The organism is Parabacteroides vesiculifaciens, assembly GCF_049860805.1.
Lineage (GTDB): Bacteria > Bacteroidota > Bacteroidia > Bacteroidales > Tannerellaceae > Parabacteroides.
Genome location: NZ_CP187555.1, coordinates 1,358,256 through 1,375,975, shown reverse-complemented (window position 1 = coordinate 1,375,975; position 17,720 = coordinate 1,358,256). Strand labels below are relative to the sequence as shown.

Here is a 17,720-nt window from a genome sequence, read left to right as displayed (position 1 = left end):
TCTCATGTCAAGTGTGGGAATAGGAATTTTGACACCCTTTTTTGTTTCATTTTTCTTATCCGGCTATTATCCCCCCTCCTTTTATTGCATTTCGGTCAGCAACCGGAATTTAGTTTATCCGCAGGATTAACAAAACGGACCAATTTTATGTTGTATTTTATATCTCAAAATCTTGTAGTCTGAGAAATAACGACTACATTTGAATTCATTAAGCAGAGAAGATACAAGTATGAAAAGAATAGCTGTACTGACAGCCCTGTTGTTTACTGCCTTACAAATAGGATACGCCCAGAAAGTAGGATTGGTTCTGAGTGGAGGCGGTGCGAAAGGAGCCGCCCATATCGGGGTAATCAAAGCACTGGAAGAAAACGGAATACCAATTGATTACATAACGGGGACATCTGCCGGCGCAATTGTCGGCAGTCTCTATGCAATGGGATATACCCCTGAAGAAATGGTTGAACTGATGCTTTCCGAAGAGTTCAGCTATTGGCAGACCGGAACGGTTGAAAACGAATACAAATATTATTTCAAACGCCCCGACCCGACACCGGAATTCGGCCATTTCTCAATCGACATGACCGACTCATTGCAGGTGAAAGCCAGTTTCTTACCACAAAGCTTGATCAATCCGATCCAGATGAATCAAGCGTTTATGGCTCTGTTTTCACAAGCTACGGCAAAGGCAGGCTGGAACTTCGACAATCTTTTCGTCCCGTTCCGTTGTGTGGCCTCGGACATATATAGCAAGAAAGCCATTATTTTCAAGAACGGAGACCTCGGAGACGCCGTTCGTGCATCCATGACATTTCCCTTCTTTTTCCAGCCGATCTGGAAAGACAGCGTCCCCATTTTCGACGGCGGCATCTATGACAACTTCCCGGTCGGCCCAATGAAAGAGGCTTTCCATCCGGATTTTATCTTCGGTTCGACAGTAGCAGGCGGAAACAACAAACCTTCATCCAATCCTTATAACCAACTTGAAACGATGATTATGCAAAAGACGGACTATGACGTTCCCGAAGACGAAGGCATGATGATCAAATTCAGTTTTCCCACCGTTTCCCTGCTCGATTTCCAAAAGGCACGGGATTTGATGGATATTGGCTACAAGCGGACGATGGCGATGATCGACTCCATCAAAGCACGTGTCCCCCGGCGTGTTGAACTAAGCGAAGTCAACAAACGTCGCGAAGCTTATAAGCAAAGCCTCCCTCCATTGATTTTTCAGAATATATATGTTACAGGCGTGAATGAATCGCAAAAGAAATACATTGAAGCCCAGCTACATCGTGATATCAATCACGAATTCTCGATGGAAGAGTTCAAGCGTGCCTATTTCAAGATGCTGACCTATTCCAAAATTAAAGAAATATTGCCCCATGCCGTTTATAACCGGAAAGAAAAGAAATTTGACCTTTATCTCAATGTCAAAATGAAGGAAGAGATCACAGTCGGGTTCGGAGGTAACATCTCCTCCTACCAGGCCAACCAGTTATTCCTCGGACTGGGATACCAGTATTTGAGAAGGTACGCAGCCGATGTGAACGCCAATTTCCAGGTTGGTAATTCTTTCAGTGGCGTGATGCTGAACGGCCGTATCTATTTGCAGACAAGAATACCGACCTATCTGAATTGGCAGGGCGTATTCTCGGACAAGAAATATTCCGAAAGCCAGTCTTTGTTTTACGAAGACGTCTTACCGGCTTTTATCCACCAGAAAGAATTGTATACCAAGGTCAAGTTGGGATTCCCATTTCTGAACCGTGCCAAAGCCGAAATCGGTTTTGCTTACGGCCGGCTGAATGATTATTATTTCCAGACCTCCTACATGACATTCCCAAACGCGACCACCGATCACAGTTGGTATGACCTGTTTGCCGGATCTCTCAGCATCGAACGGAACTCGTTGGACTATAAACAATATCCGATCTCCGGGAGAAAACAATTTCTGGTAGCACAATATGTAACCGGTACGGAAAAGTACATCCCATCCCCCATTACCGATATGGGTTCATTCGACCGGAAAGTCCATAGCTGGCTGCAAATGAAAGGCGAATGGGAACAATATAAGACCATTAGTTCACATTTCAACCTCGGCTTCATGAGCGAGCTCGTTCTTTCCAGTAAAAATCTGATGAACAACTACACGGCTTCCGTTTTGCAAGCACCCGCTTTCACGCCGACGCCGCATAGCCAGATCGTCTTCAACGAAGCGTTCCGCGCCAACCAGTACGTAGCATTCGGATTGTCGCCGATCTGGAAATTCAGCAAACTACTGCACTTCCGCCTCGATATGTACGGTTTCGCGCCGTTATACGAAATAAAGAAAGAAGAAATATGGAATAACGACACATACACGGCAATTCCCTATTACGGGAAATTCCTTAATTCTTTCAAGTATATGGGAGAAGCAGCCCTTGTTTTACAACTGCCCTTTGCCAACATCAGCCTGTATGCAAACGGATACAGCTACCCGGCGAAAAATTTTAATTTCGGTTTGAATATTGGTTATCTGATATTTAACCCGAAGATGCTGGATTAGTTAAAAAAAAGATATCGAAAAGACTTGCAAATATAAAAGAAAGTGCTACCTTTGCACTCGCAATCACGAAATAATGGCCGCGTAGCTCAACTGAATAGAGTAGCTGACTACGGATCAGCCGGTTACAGGTTTGAATCCTGTCGCGGTCACCATTTCAAGATGAAGTTTAAACAAAAATGAAGATTGGCCGCGTAGCTCAACTGAATAGAGTAGCTGACTACGGATCAGCCGGTTACAGGTTTGAATCCTGTCGCGGTCACCATTCAGATAAAGTTTAAACGAAAATATAAAGATTGGCCGCGTAGCTCAACTGAATAGAGTAGCTGACTACGGATCAGCCGGTTACAGGTTTGAATCCTGTCGCGGTCACAAAAAAGAGAATGTTAAATCAATAACATTCTCTTTTTCTTTTTAAAGAATCACGATAACTCATTCTTCTCTTTACTATTTCCTATATTCTTTTGTGCATCCAGAAATTCCTGATGCAATTTGTATAGCAAGTCAATATCTTGCATGTCATTAACACCTAATATTTCCTGCATCAAAGCAACCTTACCATTTTCAGCGTCTGTGTACGATATCATACTTTTCATGTTTTTTAGATTATTTGAATTTACATTCTTTATGTACCCCAAATAAACAATCTTGTTTTTCACATTGTTCACAGACCTCTTATATTTTTTTGAATCATACCGAAAACCTTGAGGGTCTTTAACCCACCCGGTTCACAGTCCTAAATATCAATATTTTATCTATCCTTACCCTTTTGAGGGAGTACGATTTGGATACTAACTTTTTTATAGGTTTCTGTCTGCTTTTGGCAGATGTCTGTCTCCATTTACCTTGGGTTCAAAAGTGTACATTCGTTTTGAATTATGCGAGTATTTGATTATTAATATTTCAACTTAAAATGCCCTTGCTTCGATTTACCAACAGAGTTCGCAAATTTATTTTTGTTAATCTATTACCTGTAATGTGGTCTGTATGGGAATAAAATAGTATTTTCGGGATTGGAAAATATAAAAGACTGCCGTAAAATGAAAATTACCCGTGATGAATTACTGATAGCTGCGTTCAAGCTGTTTATGTCCGTGAACTATGAGAAAGCCAGTTTTGCGGAACTTGGCAAGATGCTCGGAATGTCGAAAGCAGGAATATTCAAATACTACAAGAACAAGCAGGAATTGTTCATTGCCGTAGTGGATAAATTTTGGTTCAGCACGCAAAACCCACGAAACAAATTCACTGAAACGAACGGCACGTTTGCCGAATTTATAGACGAATATGTGCGTGGCGTACAACGGACAATGGATATGCTGGGCGACCTGATAGGTGCAGACCGGGACAAGGTAGCGCAAGGAAAGTTCACATACCATGCCCAATATTTTCATTTTCTGTTTCAACTGCTCCAATACGATCCTGATGCAAAAGAAAAACTCCGTAATCTTGTAGAAGTTGATTATGCTTACTGGCGTGCTGCTATACAACGTGCCATAGCTACCGGAGAACTAAGAGAGGATGTGGATGTAGAGGAAGCGGTAGTCATGTTCCGGCAGGTTTACATGGGGTTGTCCTTTGAAATGTCTTTTCTGGGTGGGCTGAACACCGAAAAACTCTCCAAACATTTACATGCCGTTTACTCCTTGTTGAAACGCTAAACAGTCTCCATTGAACGCTGCTCCCCTGCTGCCCTGATTGTCTGTGCAAAAAAAGATAAAAAGAAAACGTTCGTTCACTTTATTCGGAATAGTTTTATAACTTTGGCAATATCATTTAATTAATGAGAGTTGTAATGTTATAAAACAAGCCCTACATGGATGCAAGCAAACAACGGGGAAGTATCGTACTGACAAAACAAAATATAGACGGTCAGGATTATATACGGATAGAATATGCCGATAATCAGACTACTGCCTTGCTACTTTCGCAAGACAAAGGAATTAAAACAATCGGGAACGGAAGTGCATACATACAAGCATCCACTTTCCAGCTTTCGGAGTTCTACACCCGTTACTCTCCCCACGCTTATATTGATTACAGCCGGGTATATGTTCGTCATCCTAAACCCCAACGTGAATACGTGCTGCCGAAAGGCTATTTGGAATTACTGGAACAGAAGCGTTACAGTCCCTCGACAATCAAGACTTACAGGATTTATTTCAGTGATTTCATGGAGTATCACAAAGGACGTAACATCGACCGTCTGAAAGTGGCGGACATCAATCACTATATACTTTATTTGGTAAATGAGAAAAAAATCTCCGTGTCACAACAGAATATGCGCATTAACGCTATCAAGTTCTACTACGAGAAAGTAAAAGGTGGCAAGCGGCAATATTACGGCGGAATTACACGTGCCAAAGAGTACAAGACACTGCCCGAAGTGCTTAGCCGTAATGAGATAAGCCGTATCCTCTCCTGTTTGCCTAACTTGAAACATCATTGCATGATTTCGCTGATATATTCTGCCGGACTAAGAAGAAGCGAACTGCTGAACCTTACCCCGAAAGACATCATTAGCGAACGGATGTTAGTACGCATAATGGGTAAAGGGAAAAAGTGCCGTTATTCATTGTTATCAGAAAAAGTATTGAATGAGCTACGAACATATTACAAAGAGTACCGTCCGAAGAAATGGCTGTTTGAGGGTGATACTTCCGGTGAGCAATATTCGGCAAGTGCATTGGTGAAAATACTGAAAGAAGCTGCCGAACGTGCAGGTATCAAACATCGGGTACATGTACACATGCTCCGTCACTCTTTCGCTACCCATTTACTGGAACAAGGTACTGATCTAAGAACCATACAGGAGTTGCTGGGGCACAATGACATTAAGACAACAAGTATATATCTTCATGTAACGAGTGCCCATAAATCAAGCATACCCAATCCACTTGATACACTTGATGATTCGTGAGGTGTGGATATTAGAGATTAGGAACTACACCATAAGGTGTGGTTATTGAATACATTATGAACAATTAAAAAAACAATATATGATTGAAGCATTAAGAAATAGAGGATTTATTGTACAAGAAAGAACAAAAGCTAATAAATTATCTTCTGCCTTTTTACAGCGATACAATAATCTCCCGGCAGATTATATGAAATTTTTGAATGAGTTCCAGCTTATCACGAATAAAGATGATAACGCTTGGTTTAATTCCATTGAAGATTTTAATGGAGCAAGTGATAGTGAAATCCGTTGGAATGAATTTGAGATTATGAGCCTCGAAACATTTGAAGGTGACGAAGAAGCCTGTAATGAAATCCGTAACTTTTGGAATACACATATTCCTATTACTATGGCAGTCGAGGGTGAATATCAATATCTCTGTATTGATTTGTCATTTGAAAATTATGGTAAAATCTATTATGGCTTAGAACCTGAATTTGAAAACTCGGCAGACTTTCTTTGTAATAGCTTCAATCAATTATTAGAATTATTTTCTTCTGATTGCGAAGATAGTAGGCTTATATCTTTTAAATGAGTTCATAACGAAGCAGGCTAACGCTTACAGCGTTCCCCGCTTAACCATTAATAGTAACATGAATATGACAAAAATAGAATTAAACCCCTTAAAGGGAATACATATCGCACAAGTTGGAACAATAGAATTTGGAATGACCGCCAACGAAGTGAAAGAGGTTTTAGGACAGCCTGAGCAAGAAGATGATTCCCAATTGTACTATTGTTCTGAAGAGCTTCGTTTGGATTTCAATTCTCAAAAATGTTTGGAGTTTATTGAAATTATATCAGGTCCATATCCAAAAGCCATAGAGCCAATATTATATGATGCCAATCCTTTTGTGTTATTGGCAAATGAGTTGGTGGATTTACTGACACAAAAGAACGACTCTGATATTGACTATTCAGAAGTTCCTGTATGTTATGCTTTCAGAAGTATTTCTGTTGGCATATTCCGAGAGTTTTCAGAAGAAACAATACAACAAAGCATAAAGGAAGCTAAGGAAAATGGAGTATATGAAGATGAAAAGTTATGGCTTTTAAATGATTTGGAGAAAAGCAAACATTTTTGGACTGTTGGCATAGGAATGAAAGGCTATTATGAGTAATTTACTATTAACGAGCCAAGTTAGCTGCTAAACGCAGCTCCTTTCCAACCCATTAGCAAAAACAGAAAGTCTATGAACAAAGGATACTATGTATTAGAAGTAGAGGACACAAGTTCTGCGGAGTTTACAAAGAACTATTGGAAAAAGCAACCAAAATTCTCTTTGAGAGAATATATCAAAGAAAACGGTGCATATCCTGAACAAATTCCCGACTTAAATCTTGAAATTAGGATTTATGATGATGTGGAATTTAATAGGCTGAATGATTTTATTTTCAGTCCGATAAAGCCTTTGTGTATATCCGAAAAGGTCAAAAATATCATAGAACTTTGTTCTTTACCCGAACATCGGTTTTTTAATGTAGATGTTTATATGCCTAAAAAAAGGAATAAGGTAGATGCCAACTATTACGCTCTACATTATGACTTTACCTATATTCAAAATGATATATTAGGAATGATTGATTATGAAAAGTCTAATATTCGGATAAAAACAAATGCAGGAGAATATCTCTTAGTCAGAGATAGAAAAGATGTAGAGAACTTGCCTATACATAACAAAACTATATCGGAAATGATAAATAAGTTATCTAAAACAGCAAAGTTAAGAGAAAAAAATCAGAACAAAATATCTACTTTATCTGAGGAGTATTGGGATTTTGAACGAGTTGATAAGATATATTTTAATCGTTCTTTTGATTTTTCAATGGATTTGTTTCAAATACCCAACTTTTCATGGATGATCTATATATCTGACAAATTAAAAGAGGAACTTGAACGAAATCGCATTACAGGAATAACATTTTCAATTCCGGGTAACAAACAGTATCTTGTTCATAGACCTAACCCAATATTAGAATGGGTATAATATTTTGCTAACAAGGTCGAGATAACAGCTAAACGCTGTTCCTCACCAAACCATTAAATGCAATTATATGGAACTACCAAACACACTATACGATCAAATAGAGAAATTGTCAAAGCAAGGAAATAAGGCAATGGATGATAAAGATTATCAAAATGCTATGGTCTTTTTTCAGAAAGCCGAAGAACTACTCCCTCTTCCTAAAGAAAAATGGGATGCCTATATTTGGCTTTCCGCTTCTGTTGGCGATGCCTACTTTATGATGCAGGATTATGGAACATCATTAAATTATTTCTGCCGATGTTACAAATTAGGAGAGATAGATAATCCTTTCATTCTACTACGCATAGGAGAAAACTATTTTGAATTGCAAGATTATAATAATGCAAAAGAGTTTCTTCTCCGCACATATATGATTGAAGGAAAAAAGATATTCAAAAATGGGAAAAAGTATTTGCAGTGGCTTTCTGAAAATGTGGATTTGAAACAGAAAAAATCCTCTTCAAAAACAATTACTGCTAAAACAAAAGTATTTCCCGCTTTCGATGAAGACGGAGACCTGTTCAATCAATATATAGACGAAACCGCACTTTGCGAAAGTCATGAATATGAAAAGATGATTGAATTAATCAAACGCTATTGGGATATGTTGCCCGAACCTAAAACAGCACAAAGTTTGGGCTATCATCTGTTATGTGACATGGTAATTACATACTTGCGAATGCAGGAATATACAATGGCTCTACACTGGGCGAGAGTTTTTGATACTTTCGATTTTGTATCGGATGGTCGTATTGATTCAGGCGAAAAAGATTATTATGTAGCTATCTGTTACTATAAGAATGAGGATATAAATAAGGCAAAGGAATATTTTACTGCCGCTAAGGTAAAATCAAAAGGTAGATGCTTTGCCAATTTGTGGGGAGATGAATATAAAAAGATATGCAAGGAATTAAACATTTAACAAGGTCGAGACAACAGCTAAATGCTGTCCCTCACCAACCTATTATAAACAATAAAACGAAGTTGTATGGGAGATATTGATATTCTTAATAAATTTGATAATGACAAGTTGATAGACGTAGTGAAAAATTATAAACGTTATGGCTATGATGACGAACTTCGTGATTATGCTATCAACTTATTGGGAGAGCGCGGATGGAGCAGAGATGATTTGCAACAATTTGGTTATTTAACAAACTATGATTATGATGAAGCTGAAAAACAATATAAAGCATACAATAGAAATTCATTGATAGGCATTTGTACGCTTGTATTTAGTGGAGGGATTTTGGCTGTTGTTTATTTAATCTTTCTAATTTTGGCTTATCGGAATGTTGCAAAATTCTATAATGCATTAGGGCGCAATCAAGATGAAACCGCATTATTCAACGCCCTTGGCGTGCTGGCTTATTTTCATCTAAAAGGAAGAATGAAAGAAGAATTGAAAGGAATAAGATAAGTTTATAACAATCACCTAAACAGCTAAACGCTGTTCCTTACCAAACCATTAGCGATAATTTGTAGCAAAGATGAAAAATACAAGTGAAACAAGAAGTCGTTTTGAGCAAAATAACTCAATGCAGAATGGGAAGAAATACAGGTATTGCTTCTTTGATTATCTGTATTACAGGCTGTATGTTACCTACAAGAAGCATAATGATCCGCCACGTTTCAGTGCTTTCGGCGTGTTTGCCGCCACATTCATGATTGCCCTGCTCTTTTTTAGTATTTTCTTCAATTGTGTGCTGACGGACAGTTGGTTTTCACGAAAGAACTTCACGGAACTACAAGGCGGGCTTGTCTTTTTTATCCTGACAACCGTGTTTTGTATCATCCCCTTCTATCTGCGATACACCCGGAAACGGACTGCCGCCATACTGCTGAAATATAAAGGAAACAAATGGAACAGGATTATCCCGTCTTGGGTAATATATACTTTCCCGATATGGAGTTTCTTGGCAGGGATAGGAATATGTATGTTGATATTCAATTAACAACAATATAGGCACGAATGAAAAAAGGTATCAATAAGATTATACGCATGAAGAAAGTTATATTATATATTATTATACTGTTCGGCTTTGTCAGTTGTGAGGCTTGGTACGAAAAATTAATTGGGAATTATTACCTTTTGGCAATAGATTCAATGAGTGAAATGTGCGTCAGCTATTATGACAAGGGTATGGACTTGGATGTTTCGATTACAGAAAACGGAATATATGAAGTGGGGTACGATGAACATTTCATCCTTGCCAAAGCATACAAGACATTGATAGATAGTCTTGGAAATTCCCTGCATCGTTACGATACGGACATAACCGAATATTACATCATCCCGGTAGATAACACACAAAGCGGGTTGGAAGCGCAGGAAAACTGCTTTAAGCTGATGACGAAAGAGGAATTTGAAGCCAAATGGAAGGAACTCGGAGTGTCTATGCAAATTCAACTTAGAAGTGCCGGAGTGTCTATGAAATATCACCAGAAAGTAGCATGTAACTTACGATGGTAAATAAATGATTATATTATGAAAAGAGTAATAGTGTTATTGACTTTCATTAGTATTGCATTGTGTTCATTCCGAATTAAGAATGACACTGTTGTTGTAGAGCAGGTGGAATCAGATCTTCCTATTATCATCCGATATGACAGCGTAAGGGATTACATATTCAGAGTTCAATTCCCATTGACATTTAGAATATGTAATATATCAGGAAGAAATAAGCAAATTTGTCAAATAGCATATTACTACAAGGATATAAATCATGCACTATCCTATGAACAGGGATGGAATTATAATGTACGAATCAATCGAATCAAAAAAGGAGAACTTCTTAGTCCCTACAAGAGGGGACGAATAATGATTGATAGTTTAACGACTGAAAATTTCGTGTTTCAGACCGGACACTCCATACGATATGAAGATACTACATTACAATCTGTTTTTCGTTCCTTTATACCTGCGATAAAGCAGTCCGGTAAAGATACATTGCACATTAGCACTATTCGGGCATTTAAAGAGAAGTACCCTGAAATAATTAAGACATTGCTCCAGAACGATAGTATTAAATTTTGGATTTATACTCCTTGGAGCGATGATAAGGGGATTCATTTTATCTTACCGGTTGAACAGAAATAAAATACATTTATTTTGCATAAATGAAGAAAGACATAAAAAAAACGGATAATTATTTTGAGCGTAACCGGATAACCCGGCAAGCACGAAATTACAGGTACAACTTTGTTGACTACCTCTATTATCAGGGAGAGCGATACAGTAAGAAATATCCAAGAAGTTCAGGCAATATGTTAATAACATTGTATTGGATCGGGTTTGTTTTCTTTCCGCTTCTACCTTTTTTTGCTCCTCACTATACCAATATACTGGGAGATATATTGGTGAAAATAAATTTAACGGATAATCTTCATCCGATACTGGAGGTAGTGATTTTTCTTTTTCCAATATTTGTTGCAATAGCACTTCCGCCGGATCTGTGGTGTTTGTTGAGATACAGAAAAAACAGGGTGGCGGCTATCAAGCACCACTACCGACAAAGTATATGGAAGGATGCGATTCCTATGTGGCTGTTGTGGATGATTCCTACCTTATTTGATCTGTTATCATTATTTGTAATCTATGTAACAACAAAAAAATAAACCAAAGGAAATAATGAAAGCGAAATTGAAATACCCGATATTCGAGTTCAGCCCGGACGAGAATATGGTTTACACCTTTTGGGAGGAGAACCAAACGACACAGCTTGCCATACTGGAAGAGGCTGACGGGTGGAAGGGTGAGATAGTGATAGATTCCACCGGGACAAAGTACGTCATCAAACGTTCCTACATGACCGGATGGAAGGGCATACACGGATTCACGGGGATGCATACGGGGATGATTCGTTACGAAACGGAGTATGAAGATACCACCGAACCTTTCCCCTTACACAGACTGCAAGAGAGAATAGCGGAGAGATACCCCAAAGGATGGTGGTTCGAGGAAGAATGCTGGGACAGCGTGAAAGATTTCCGGCAAACGATTTTCGCTTGCAAGACTTTCGAGGAGCTTGCCGAGGTCATGATGCCCCGTCCCCTGACGATGCGTACCCGCATTGTCAAATGGCTGCATCCCAGCCCGCAGGAAAAGAAAATGCGGATAAAATTTCTTATCTTTTTGATTGTATATTTGGCAGTATGCTACCTGATATTCGGGTGACAACGCTAAGCGGGGAGAATATGGATAACAGAACAACACAAGTTATTAAATATGGAGAAGCAGATTACATCATTGCTATTAGCAAACAATTCCGGCAATGACCTTATACAGCGTATTAAGGAACTGGAAGATAAAATAAAATGGCTGCGGCATAACAACCGGAACATGAATATGCAGAAGAACAAAACACTGAAAGATTTTCTATCCATTTTTATATCGTTTTTGGAGTTACAAAACTATGCACCGATAATATGCTTGAAACGATTATTTTCTGCCACTTGCCCAAAAAAAGAAATCCCCGATAATGCTTAATTATCAGGGATTTGCTTGATTCTTCTTTTGTTTTCAGTGATCCGCCTGGGATTCTCCTAAGAGAGTTACCATGCTGATATTTAAAACTTTATATTTTTAGCTTCAAGCATATCCCATGATTTAACCCACTAATTTGCTACGTGCTTTTGCGGTAGTTTGCTCATGGAGAATACTGGGGTAAAGATAGTTATTCTTCTCGATTTTACAATATTTCTTTTACTCATTTAACTTCTTCGAGACCATGCTTCTGTATAAAGCTCCTCAATATCTTGAATATTTAACTTATGAATATTTATAAACTCTTGGATCTTAATATCCTCAATCTCATTTATGTTATAAGATTTAAACTCTTTAATAAAAGATCTTATTGCGTTTTTGAAAATTTTCATTTTTCCTTTTCGCATTATATCTACTTTATGTGTAAAGTCAGCTTCATAAGATAATTTATGTGTAGGTATGATTAAAATTCTTTTAACTAATGCTTCTTTTCCATATTCGTTTTCAAACCAACCACAATGTGAATTCATTTGTGCAGCTTCATGCTTGTTTATTGTTTCACGGCTTTCGTTAACTTCGCTTTTACATTCTAGTAAGAAAAATTTGTTTTCTACTCCTCCCCATAAGTTATCAGGTCCTTTACGAATTTCTTTATCAGGTCTTTGACTTATAAAACCTAATAATGCACCTATTTCTTGTAGAGAAGTTTCAAATTTTTCGGCATTTACACCGAATGTAAAGTCGTTTAAAAGACCATCAACAGCCAATACTAGTTCATTATAATCCTTATATTGAGCTATCCATTTTTTTATTCTATAGATTCTACTATCATTAATGACATTTATTTTTCTATATGTTATACCATCTTTAGGTTTCAATAATTGCAAATTAGAACTGAATGCGCTCTTTTGAATTTTATTAGAATCTGTTTTACTGATAAAATATTTATATCGTGCTAATATTTGCATATACCACCCGCGTTCAGAATCATCTTTAATATGTTTATCTAATATTATTTGTATTTTGTTACATGCTTCTTCATGGTTCTTCTTAAAAGAAAAAGCTTCTGCTTCTTTCTCTAATTCTAAAATGTCATAAATATCACTTTTTCCATCAGATAAAGAGAGTTTATCCATTTCTTCACGATAGAACTCCTTCCATCCTTCATCTCTTTTTACTAAAGCTTGAACAATTAGTGATGTTACTACTTTAAGAGCAGGTTCATCAGCTCTTAAATCTTCTTTTGCCATATCTGCAATTTGGAAGCCAATATCGATTTGTTTTTTTGTTTGTGGAGAGAAATATCTACTAGTTCTTGTACTTCTGATAAACTTCACGAGGTCAGCTCCAATCAGTAATATGACACTGTAATCTTTTTCTCCTCTAACACTTCTCCCTAGCCCTTGCTCAATTCTTTGGGCTAAACGAATATTTATAATATCGCTATTAACTCGACATTGCTCTTCGTATCTATCAACTAATGAATTAAAATAAGGCATGGAATCTATTATTAATAATCGACATGATTCATCTGGTAAATCTATACCATCATACCTATTTATTATTACTAGTGTTTTTTCTATATTTCCTGCTTTTAAATCAGATATTAGAGTAAAAATATTTTTTGTTCCAGAAATAGTAGAACCTAATACATAATATTGTTCAGACCTACGATGGCTTGGAACTATAGCAACTCTTCCAAAATGTAATTTTGTGTTAGGCTTTGCAAATGTACTAACAATCAAATCTCTGTCCAATGAGTCATCAATCAGTGATGGTATCAAAATCATCTTCTCACCAGACCATTTTTGTTCAGTATTAATTAAAGGATTTTTGATAGCGTTTATATCAAACCCTAAACCTTTAATAAAAAATGAATCATCTTGAGTTGTGGCAGACATTAAGATTCTTTGGTTTGCATTTGCAAATGAGCCAAAACTTCTAATAGGAATATGATATGGAAGAATCTCAACCCCATTACCAGTAATAAAAGCTTGGCAGTCTTCAAGACAATTCTTTATTAGTGGCCATGTAAATGCCAGCTCATTTTCTTCTCTGTATTTAGATAACAAATTTGCTACTTCGCTTTTTTTATCAATCCAAGACCAATATGGAATTGGAAGTAATGCGTCATAGTCACCATTACGGATATCTAGAAAATCTCCCTCTCCTTGCTCTGTTAGATCATCCTCAAAAAGAGACAGTATTTCTCCATACAAAGAATGTTCTCTCTTTATTCTCACTGTAAACGAATCTTTTATAGCATCAATACAAGCGTGCGAATCATCTAAAACAAGGCTTCCAATATGAATATAATTATTATCAATACCAAAAATAGATTTCCCATTGAAAAGCTTTTGAACATGAACAATCAATATCTTCTTTCCCTCAATAAAGTCATTTGGTAGATTATTATCTTCTTCAATTAAGCAATATGGTATTCCAAATTTTGTAGCTTCTTGAGCTACTTGTTGTGATAGATATATATTGGGACAAACGAAAACACACGGTCCTTCTCCCTGATTTATTTTTGATTGTAGAATTAATAATCCAATCAATGTTTTACCTTCCCCTGTGTGAAGTTTTATGATTAAATTATGTTCCTTTTGCTTGTGATTAAACCATTCATCTAATATCTTACTTTGGGCAGGTCTCAAAGGACCAGTAATACTTCTACGATCTAACTCATTGTATATATCTAAAGGTATGATTTTCTTTTCAACCTCTTTCTTACCTAATTTTTTTCTAAAGTCAACCATAATAATATGATATTAGTTAATTTATAAATTAATGTAATTGTTATTGATGTTACATTCCTCTTCTTAAATGTAATGCTTAAAGGGCAAAACTCCTGTTTTAATATCCTTTCCTGCTGTAAGAATTTCCCCTATTGAATCAGCAAATTTGAGTGTAACAGGAACACCATCTCCATAAATACAGGCATTGTAATTTAATTTAGTTAAACTTAAAATGTCTTTGCACACAGTATCTATATCTGCATTTCCTCTTGTTATGGCAATATCTATAGGATTAGGAGTTTCTAATCCTATTTGTGTTTTAAATCTTGGGACAAATCCTTTTGTCCATAGGAATGCTTTTGAATTATCATATTGCATCATTGTTCCTCTTGGCACACAATATGAAGAATGTCTATAGATTTTAAATGCACTGTTTTCTTTTATTCTAACGCCAATAATTTGCGATTTACCTTTTACAGCTTCTTCAAAACCTTTCCATTCTACATTGTCAAAGTATGTTTTTGCATGGATAAAAATTTCTTTAGGATAGTCGTTAAATTTATAATAATAAGAATCTAATGATTGTGAGATAATTTCAAAAGCATCTTGTTCTGATAAATGAAACTCTCCACTTTGAGGGTTCCACCAAGGCCCAACATTACCTCTGAAAACCATTCCGTCACCTGAATCTAAAAACATTTGAGCAGCACAACATGCATTTTTACTTTTAGAGTCTGATTCTGTTTTTTTATACACTAATCCTAAATAGCAAACGCCATCACGAACATCTCCTAATTTCCAAGGGAGTCCTCCCAACTTGTAGTATAAAGTGTTTGATATATTCCATGCTTTTGATGTGTCGAATTTTTGTTCTTCTTCTATTTGCTTTTGTGAGAAGATGTCTCTATATGTTATTTTACTTTCTCTGATTATCTGAGTCACAATCTTAGCAGATAATATTTTTGCTTTTAATTGATTATGAAAGTTTACTTCAAACTCATATGCTTCTCTTAGCTGTTCCTTTTCTTCTTGGAAAAACATATCCAATTGAGTGGAATTTCGTTCTTGTTTCTTTAATCCGATATTAATATTTTCTGCTGATTTTGGAATTTTAGAATTAGGTCTTCCAAATTGATATATACTTTCTGGAATAACAATAAACCAAATATCAACTGGCATTTCTTCTTTTTCACTGTATGCAATTAAAGGATCTACATACAGATTTACCCAATTATGAACTCTCTGATGAGAATCTGTATATCTTAAATATTTCTCAATATCATTATCTTTAATATCAATTTGAATGATGTTATCGAAATTTATAGAGATACCAAAAACGGTTTCTAATCCCGGAAAATTAGGGCGTGCTATATTAGCATCAGAATTAATCACAGGAGAGTTGATTTTTTTCAAATATTTGATCATCTGCTCTCTAAGCTTTTTAGTTCCAATAATACCAATGTTTTTTACACCTCGTACTCGCATTTGATCGAAAGGGCCAAATAACATTAAACCATCTCTTGGATCTATTGCTTTTTGTCCATTTCCAAATGTCAAAGATGGCTCATTTATATATTTAAGTATTGGTTCAATCATCTGATTCTTCTATTAATTCTTCATAATAATCTTCCACTTTATTAATATCCATTTGAGATTTTGGATCATTATATCCGACCTCACTCCAAAAAGTCTCAGGCCATTGCTTCATTTCTAAAAAATCTTCACTAATCGAAATTTTTATTTTGATCTTTCCATCTATATCTTTTAGTTGTTGTATGAATGCTAATTGTAGATCTCTCCATTCTTCATTAAAAAAACGTTTCCCTTTCTTTCTTCTAAATGAATGTTGTTTCTTAGCATCATTAATAATATTAAACCCATCTGAAGTAAATAATATGTGAGATTTAATAGAAAACCCCACAAATGGAAATATAATTGGTTGAAGAGAAACAGCATAATGCCATGAACCAATTGCTTCGTATTTTCCTAAAATAGATTTTGATTTCTTTTTTCTTGTATATGGATATGTAAATTCTATTTTTTTCAATCCTTCGTATTTAGGCAAATAGTAAGCTAGTCTTTTGTTTGACATTTCATATTTAAACAGTCCTTTTTTTCTAAACAAATTTGATACAACGCAATATAACAATCTCTTAAAGTGATTTTCTACATCTCTATGCAAAGGAAAAGAAATAGATTCAAAACCAAATAAAATGTCATTTAAAGAAAATGTATAACTGTTTTCTGGTAATACTTCAACTTGATCATTTTCTCTTGGAACTACGAAGTTCAATTTATTATCAAAAGTGGATATAATATTTGATAAAAGGCTGATCGGTATATCCTTGTTTAGATTCCTAATTGCTTTAGCTTGTGCTGCATTTGTAAATTGATACATATAGAAAACTTTAGGAGCATTTTCTATCTGCCACCATGATGTATAAAAAAGTTCTTTTTTAGGAATGATAGAACAATTTGACACATATTCATTTTCGTACCATTCTGAAAATGAAGATTCTTGGCTATCAAAGTTTTTTGGAATAGAATCTTTTTCTAGCTTTCTTATTAGTTGTTTCAGACCATCAGCCCAATTGTTGTTAAATGGGATATGATTGATGTTAGGAAGCCCAATTGCCAAATTATAAGGAGATGCATCAAGATGAAGCGGGATTATAAAATCTTGTAACCCATATTGCGAAGCAATGCTTTTAGCATATTCTATTTCATTCTCAATACCCTGCTTTAGCAATCCGTCTTTTGTCACAATATTTTTCGAATAAACAAATAGTACTTTTATGGAACTTTCAATAGCCTTTTGTATAGTAGCCCAAAAACGTTCACCTCCTAATAGTCCATCTTTATCTATCCAAGTTTTATAACCAAGCATTTCTAGTCTTGATGCTATCCAAATAGAAAATTCGTTATCTTCTGGTGTTGCATGACTAATGAATATAGTATCTCTTGCCAT

18 protein-coding genes and 3 tRNA genes are annotated in these 17,720 nt (G+C 36.1%); 17 read left to right on the top strand and 4 right to left on the bottom strand.

Features of this window, described 5'->3' with window-relative positions:
* Positions 1 to 229 precede the first annotated feature (229 nt).
* From ACPYIV_RS05550 to ACPYIV_RS05535, 4 genes are all read left to right on the top strand, one after another.
* Positions 230 to 2,545 carry a patatin-like phospholipase family protein gene (locus tag ACPYIV_RS05550; protein WP_293734752.1) on the top strand — a complete coding sequence of 772 codons (2,316 nt, stop codon included), beginning with the start codon at positions 230 to 232 and terminating at the stop codon, positions 2,543 to 2,545.
* 75 nt (positions 2,546 to 2,620) lie between these two features.
* Positions 2,621 to 2,697 (top strand) — tRNA-Arg (locus ACPYIV_RS05545).
* Positions 2,698 to 2,730: 33 nt separating this feature from the next.
* Positions 2,731 to 2,807 (top strand) — tRNA-Arg (locus ACPYIV_RS05540).
* A 33-nt stretch (positions 2,808 to 2,840) separates the two neighbouring features.
* Positions 2,841 to 2,914, top strand: a tRNA-Arg gene (locus ACPYIV_RS05535).
* Between the two features lie 50 nt (positions 2,915 to 2,964).
* On the opposite strand, the gene ACPYIV_RS05530 is transcribed toward ACPYIV_RS05535, so the two are convergent.
* Entirely contained in the window at positions 2,965 to 3,129 is a 165-nt protein-coding gene (locus ACPYIV_RS05530; protein ID WP_293739107.1) for a hypothetical protein, read from the bottom strand.
* Between the two features lie 453 nt (positions 3,130 to 3,582).
* Here ACPYIV_RS05530 and ACPYIV_RS05525 point away from each other — a divergent pair, with 453 nt between their 5' ends.
* The 13 genes from ACPYIV_RS05525 (at position 3,583) to ACPYIV_RS05465 (ending at position 12,017) form a co-directional block, all read left to right on the top strand.
* A complete protein-coding gene (locus ACPYIV_RS05525; RefSeq protein WP_302313800.1) occupies positions 3,583 to 4,203 on the top strand; it encodes a TetR/AcrR family transcriptional regulator in 621 nt (206 codons plus the stop codon).
* 155 nt (positions 4,204 to 4,358) lie between these two features.
* A complete protein-coding gene (locus ACPYIV_RS05520) occupies positions 4,359 to 5,462 on the top strand; it encodes a tyrosine-type recombinase/integrase (RefSeq protein WP_300761945.1) in 1,104 nt (367 codons plus the stop codon).
* A gap of 79 nt (positions 5,463 to 5,541) precedes the next feature.
* On the top strand, positions 5,542 to 6,036 hold the full coding sequence (locus tag ACPYIV_RS05515) for an SMI1/KNR4 family protein (protein WP_425886053.1): 495 nt from the start codon (positions 5,542 to 5,544) through the stop codon (positions 6,034 to 6,036).
* 64 nt (positions 6,037 to 6,100) lie between these two features.
* A complete protein-coding gene (locus ACPYIV_RS05510; RefSeq protein WP_302133050.1) occupies positions 6,101 to 6,622 on the top strand; it encodes a hypothetical protein in 522 nt (173 codons plus the stop codon).
* Positions 6,623 to 6,694: 72 nt separating this feature from the next.
* Positions 6,695 to 7,489: a hypothetical protein gene (locus ACPYIV_RS05505; RefSeq protein ID WP_425886051.1), complete on the top strand. Its 795-nt coding sequence runs from the start codon at positions 6,695 to 6,697 to the stop codon at positions 7,487 to 7,489.
* A 67-nt stretch (positions 7,490 to 7,556) separates the two neighbouring features.
* Complete coding sequence (locus ACPYIV_RS05500) at positions 7,557 to 8,450, top strand: tetratricopeptide repeat protein (RefSeq protein ID WP_301706455.1); 894 nt, start codon at positions 7,557 to 7,559, stop codon at positions 8,448 to 8,450.
* A gap of 66 nt (positions 8,451 to 8,516) precedes the next feature.
* On the top strand, positions 8,517 to 8,948 hold the full coding sequence (locus tag ACPYIV_RS05495) for a hypothetical protein (protein WP_425886048.1): 432 nt from the start codon (positions 8,517 to 8,519) through the stop codon (positions 8,946 to 8,948).
* Positions 8,949 to 9,018: 70 nt separating this feature from the next.
* Positions 9,019 to 9,483: a hypothetical protein gene (locus tag ACPYIV_RS05490; RefSeq protein WP_025833537.1), complete on the top strand. Its 465-nt coding sequence runs from the start codon at positions 9,019 to 9,021 to the stop codon at positions 9,481 to 9,483.
* A 47-nt stretch (positions 9,484 to 9,530) separates the two neighbouring features.
* Complete coding sequence (locus ACPYIV_RS05485) at positions 9,531 to 10,001, top strand: DUF3997 domain-containing protein (protein WP_425886046.1); 471 nt, start codon at positions 9,531 to 9,533, stop codon at positions 9,999 to 10,001.
* A gap of 15 nt (positions 10,002 to 10,016) precedes the next feature.
* Entirely contained in the window at positions 10,017 to 10,628 is a 612-nt protein-coding gene (locus tag ACPYIV_RS05480; RefSeq protein WP_425886044.1) for a hypothetical protein, read from the top strand.
* A 20-nt stretch (positions 10,629 to 10,648) separates the two neighbouring features.
* Positions 10,649 to 11,146 (top strand): hypothetical protein, encoded by a 498-nt coding sequence (locus ACPYIV_RS05475; RefSeq protein WP_244440281.1) that lies wholly within the window; start codon positions 10,649 to 10,651, stop codon positions 11,144 to 11,146.
* Between the two features lie 13 nt (positions 11,147 to 11,159).
* The gene (locus tag ACPYIV_RS05470) at positions 11,160 to 11,705 is read left to right on the top strand and encodes a hypothetical protein (protein ID WP_425886042.1); all 546 of its coding nucleotides are present in this window, start codon (positions 11,160 to 11,162) and stop codon (positions 11,703 to 11,705) included.
* Between the two features lie 51 nt (positions 11,706 to 11,756).
* Positions 11,757 to 12,017: a hypothetical protein gene (locus ACPYIV_RS05465; protein WP_293739121.1), complete on the top strand. Its 261-nt coding sequence runs from the start codon at positions 11,757 to 11,759 to the stop codon at positions 12,015 to 12,017.
* Positions 12,018 to 12,241: 224 nt separating this feature from the next.
* Here ACPYIV_RS05465 and ACPYIV_RS05460 read toward each other — a convergent pair whose 3' ends face one another.
* From ACPYIV_RS05460 to ACPYIV_RS05450, 3 genes are all read right to left on the bottom strand, one after another.
* On the bottom strand, positions 12,242 to 14,773 hold the full coding sequence (locus ACPYIV_RS05460; protein WP_118429402.1) for a DEAD/DEAH box helicase family protein: 2,532 nt from the start codon (positions 14,771 to 14,773) through the stop codon (positions 12,242 to 12,244).
* 63 nt (positions 14,774 to 14,836) lie between these two features.
* Positions 14,837 to 16,348 carry an argonaute/piwi family protein gene (locus ACPYIV_RS05455; RefSeq protein ID WP_271691073.1) on the bottom strand — a complete coding sequence of 504 codons (1,512 nt, stop codon included), beginning with the start codon at positions 16,346 to 16,348 and terminating at the stop codon, positions 14,837 to 14,839.
* The gene (locus ACPYIV_RS05450) at positions 16,341 to 17,720 is read right to left on the bottom strand and encodes a toll/interleukin-1 receptor domain-containing protein (protein WP_118429403.1); all 1,380 of its coding nucleotides are present in this window, start codon (positions 17,718 to 17,720) and stop codon (positions 16,341 to 16,343) included. Before ACPYIV_RS05450 ends, ACPYIV_RS05455 begins: the two co-directional genes overlap by 8 nt.

Excerpts from the sequence above, each read along its gene's own strand:
- ACPYIV_RS05530 (WP_293739107.1), bottom strand. The coding sequence starts at position 3,129 with ATGATATCGTACACAGACGCTGAAAATGGTAAGGTTGCTTTGATGCAG.
- ACPYIV_RS05465 (WP_293739121.1), top strand. The coding sequence starts at position 11,757 with ATGGAGAAGCAGATTACATCATTGCTATTAGCAAACAATTCCGGCAAT.
- ACPYIV_RS05515 (WP_425886053.1), top strand. The coding sequence starts at position 5,542 with ATGATTGAAGCATTAAGAAATAGAGGATTTATTGTACAAGAAAGAACA.
- ACPYIV_RS05550 (WP_293734752.1), top strand. The coding sequence starts at position 230 with ATGAAAAGAATAGCTGTACTGACAGCCCTGTTGTTTACTGCCTTACAA.
- ACPYIV_RS05500 (WP_301706455.1), top strand. The coding sequence starts at position 7,557 with ATGGAACTACCAAACACACTATACGATCAAATAGAGAAATTGTCAAAG.
- ACPYIV_RS05455 (WP_271691073.1), bottom strand. The coding sequence starts at position 16,348 with ATGATTGAACCAATACTTAAATATATAAATGAGCCATCTTTGACATTT.
- ACPYIV_RS05490 (WP_025833537.1), top strand. The coding sequence starts at position 9,019 with ATGAAAAATACAAGTGAAACAAGAAGTCGTTTTGAGCAAAATAACTCA.
- ACPYIV_RS05480 (WP_425886044.1), top strand. The coding sequence starts at position 10,017 with ATGAAAAGAGTAATAGTGTTATTGACTTTCATTAGTATTGCATTGTGT.
- ACPYIV_RS05520 (WP_300761945.1), top strand. The coding sequence starts at position 4,359 with ATGGATGCAAGCAAACAACGGGGAAGTATCGTACTGACAAAACAAAAT.
- ACPYIV_RS05485 (WP_425886046.1), top strand. The coding sequence starts at position 9,531 with ATGAAGAAAGTTATATTATATATTATTATACTGTTCGGCTTTGTCAGT.
- ACPYIV_RS05495 (WP_425886048.1), top strand. The coding sequence starts at position 8,517 with ATGGGAGATATTGATATTCTTAATAAATTTGATAATGACAAGTTGATA.
- ACPYIV_RS05460 (WP_118429402.1), bottom strand. The coding sequence starts at position 14,773 with ATGGTTGACTTTAGAAAAAAATTAGGTAAGAAAGAGGTTGAAAAGAAA.
- ACPYIV_RS05525 (WP_302313800.1), top strand. The coding sequence starts at position 3,583 with ATGAAAATTACCCGTGATGAATTACTGATAGCTGCGTTCAAGCTGTTT.
- ACPYIV_RS05450 (WP_118429403.1), bottom strand. The coding sequence starts at position 17,720 with ATGGCAAGAGATACTATATTCATTAGTCATGCAACACCAGAAGATAAC.
- ACPYIV_RS05475 (WP_244440281.1), top strand. The coding sequence starts at position 10,649 with ATGAAGAAAGACATAAAAAAAACGGATAATTATTTTGAGCGTAACCGG.
- ACPYIV_RS05505 (WP_425886051.1), top strand. The coding sequence starts at position 6,695 with ATGAACAAAGGATACTATGTATTAGAAGTAGAGGACACAAGTTCTGCG.
- ACPYIV_RS05470 (WP_425886042.1), top strand. The coding sequence starts at position 11,160 with ATGAAAGCGAAATTGAAATACCCGATATTCGAGTTCAGCCCGGACGAG.
- ACPYIV_RS05510 (WP_302133050.1), top strand. The coding sequence starts at position 6,101 with ATGACAAAAATAGAATTAAACCCCTTAAAGGGAATACATATCGCACAA.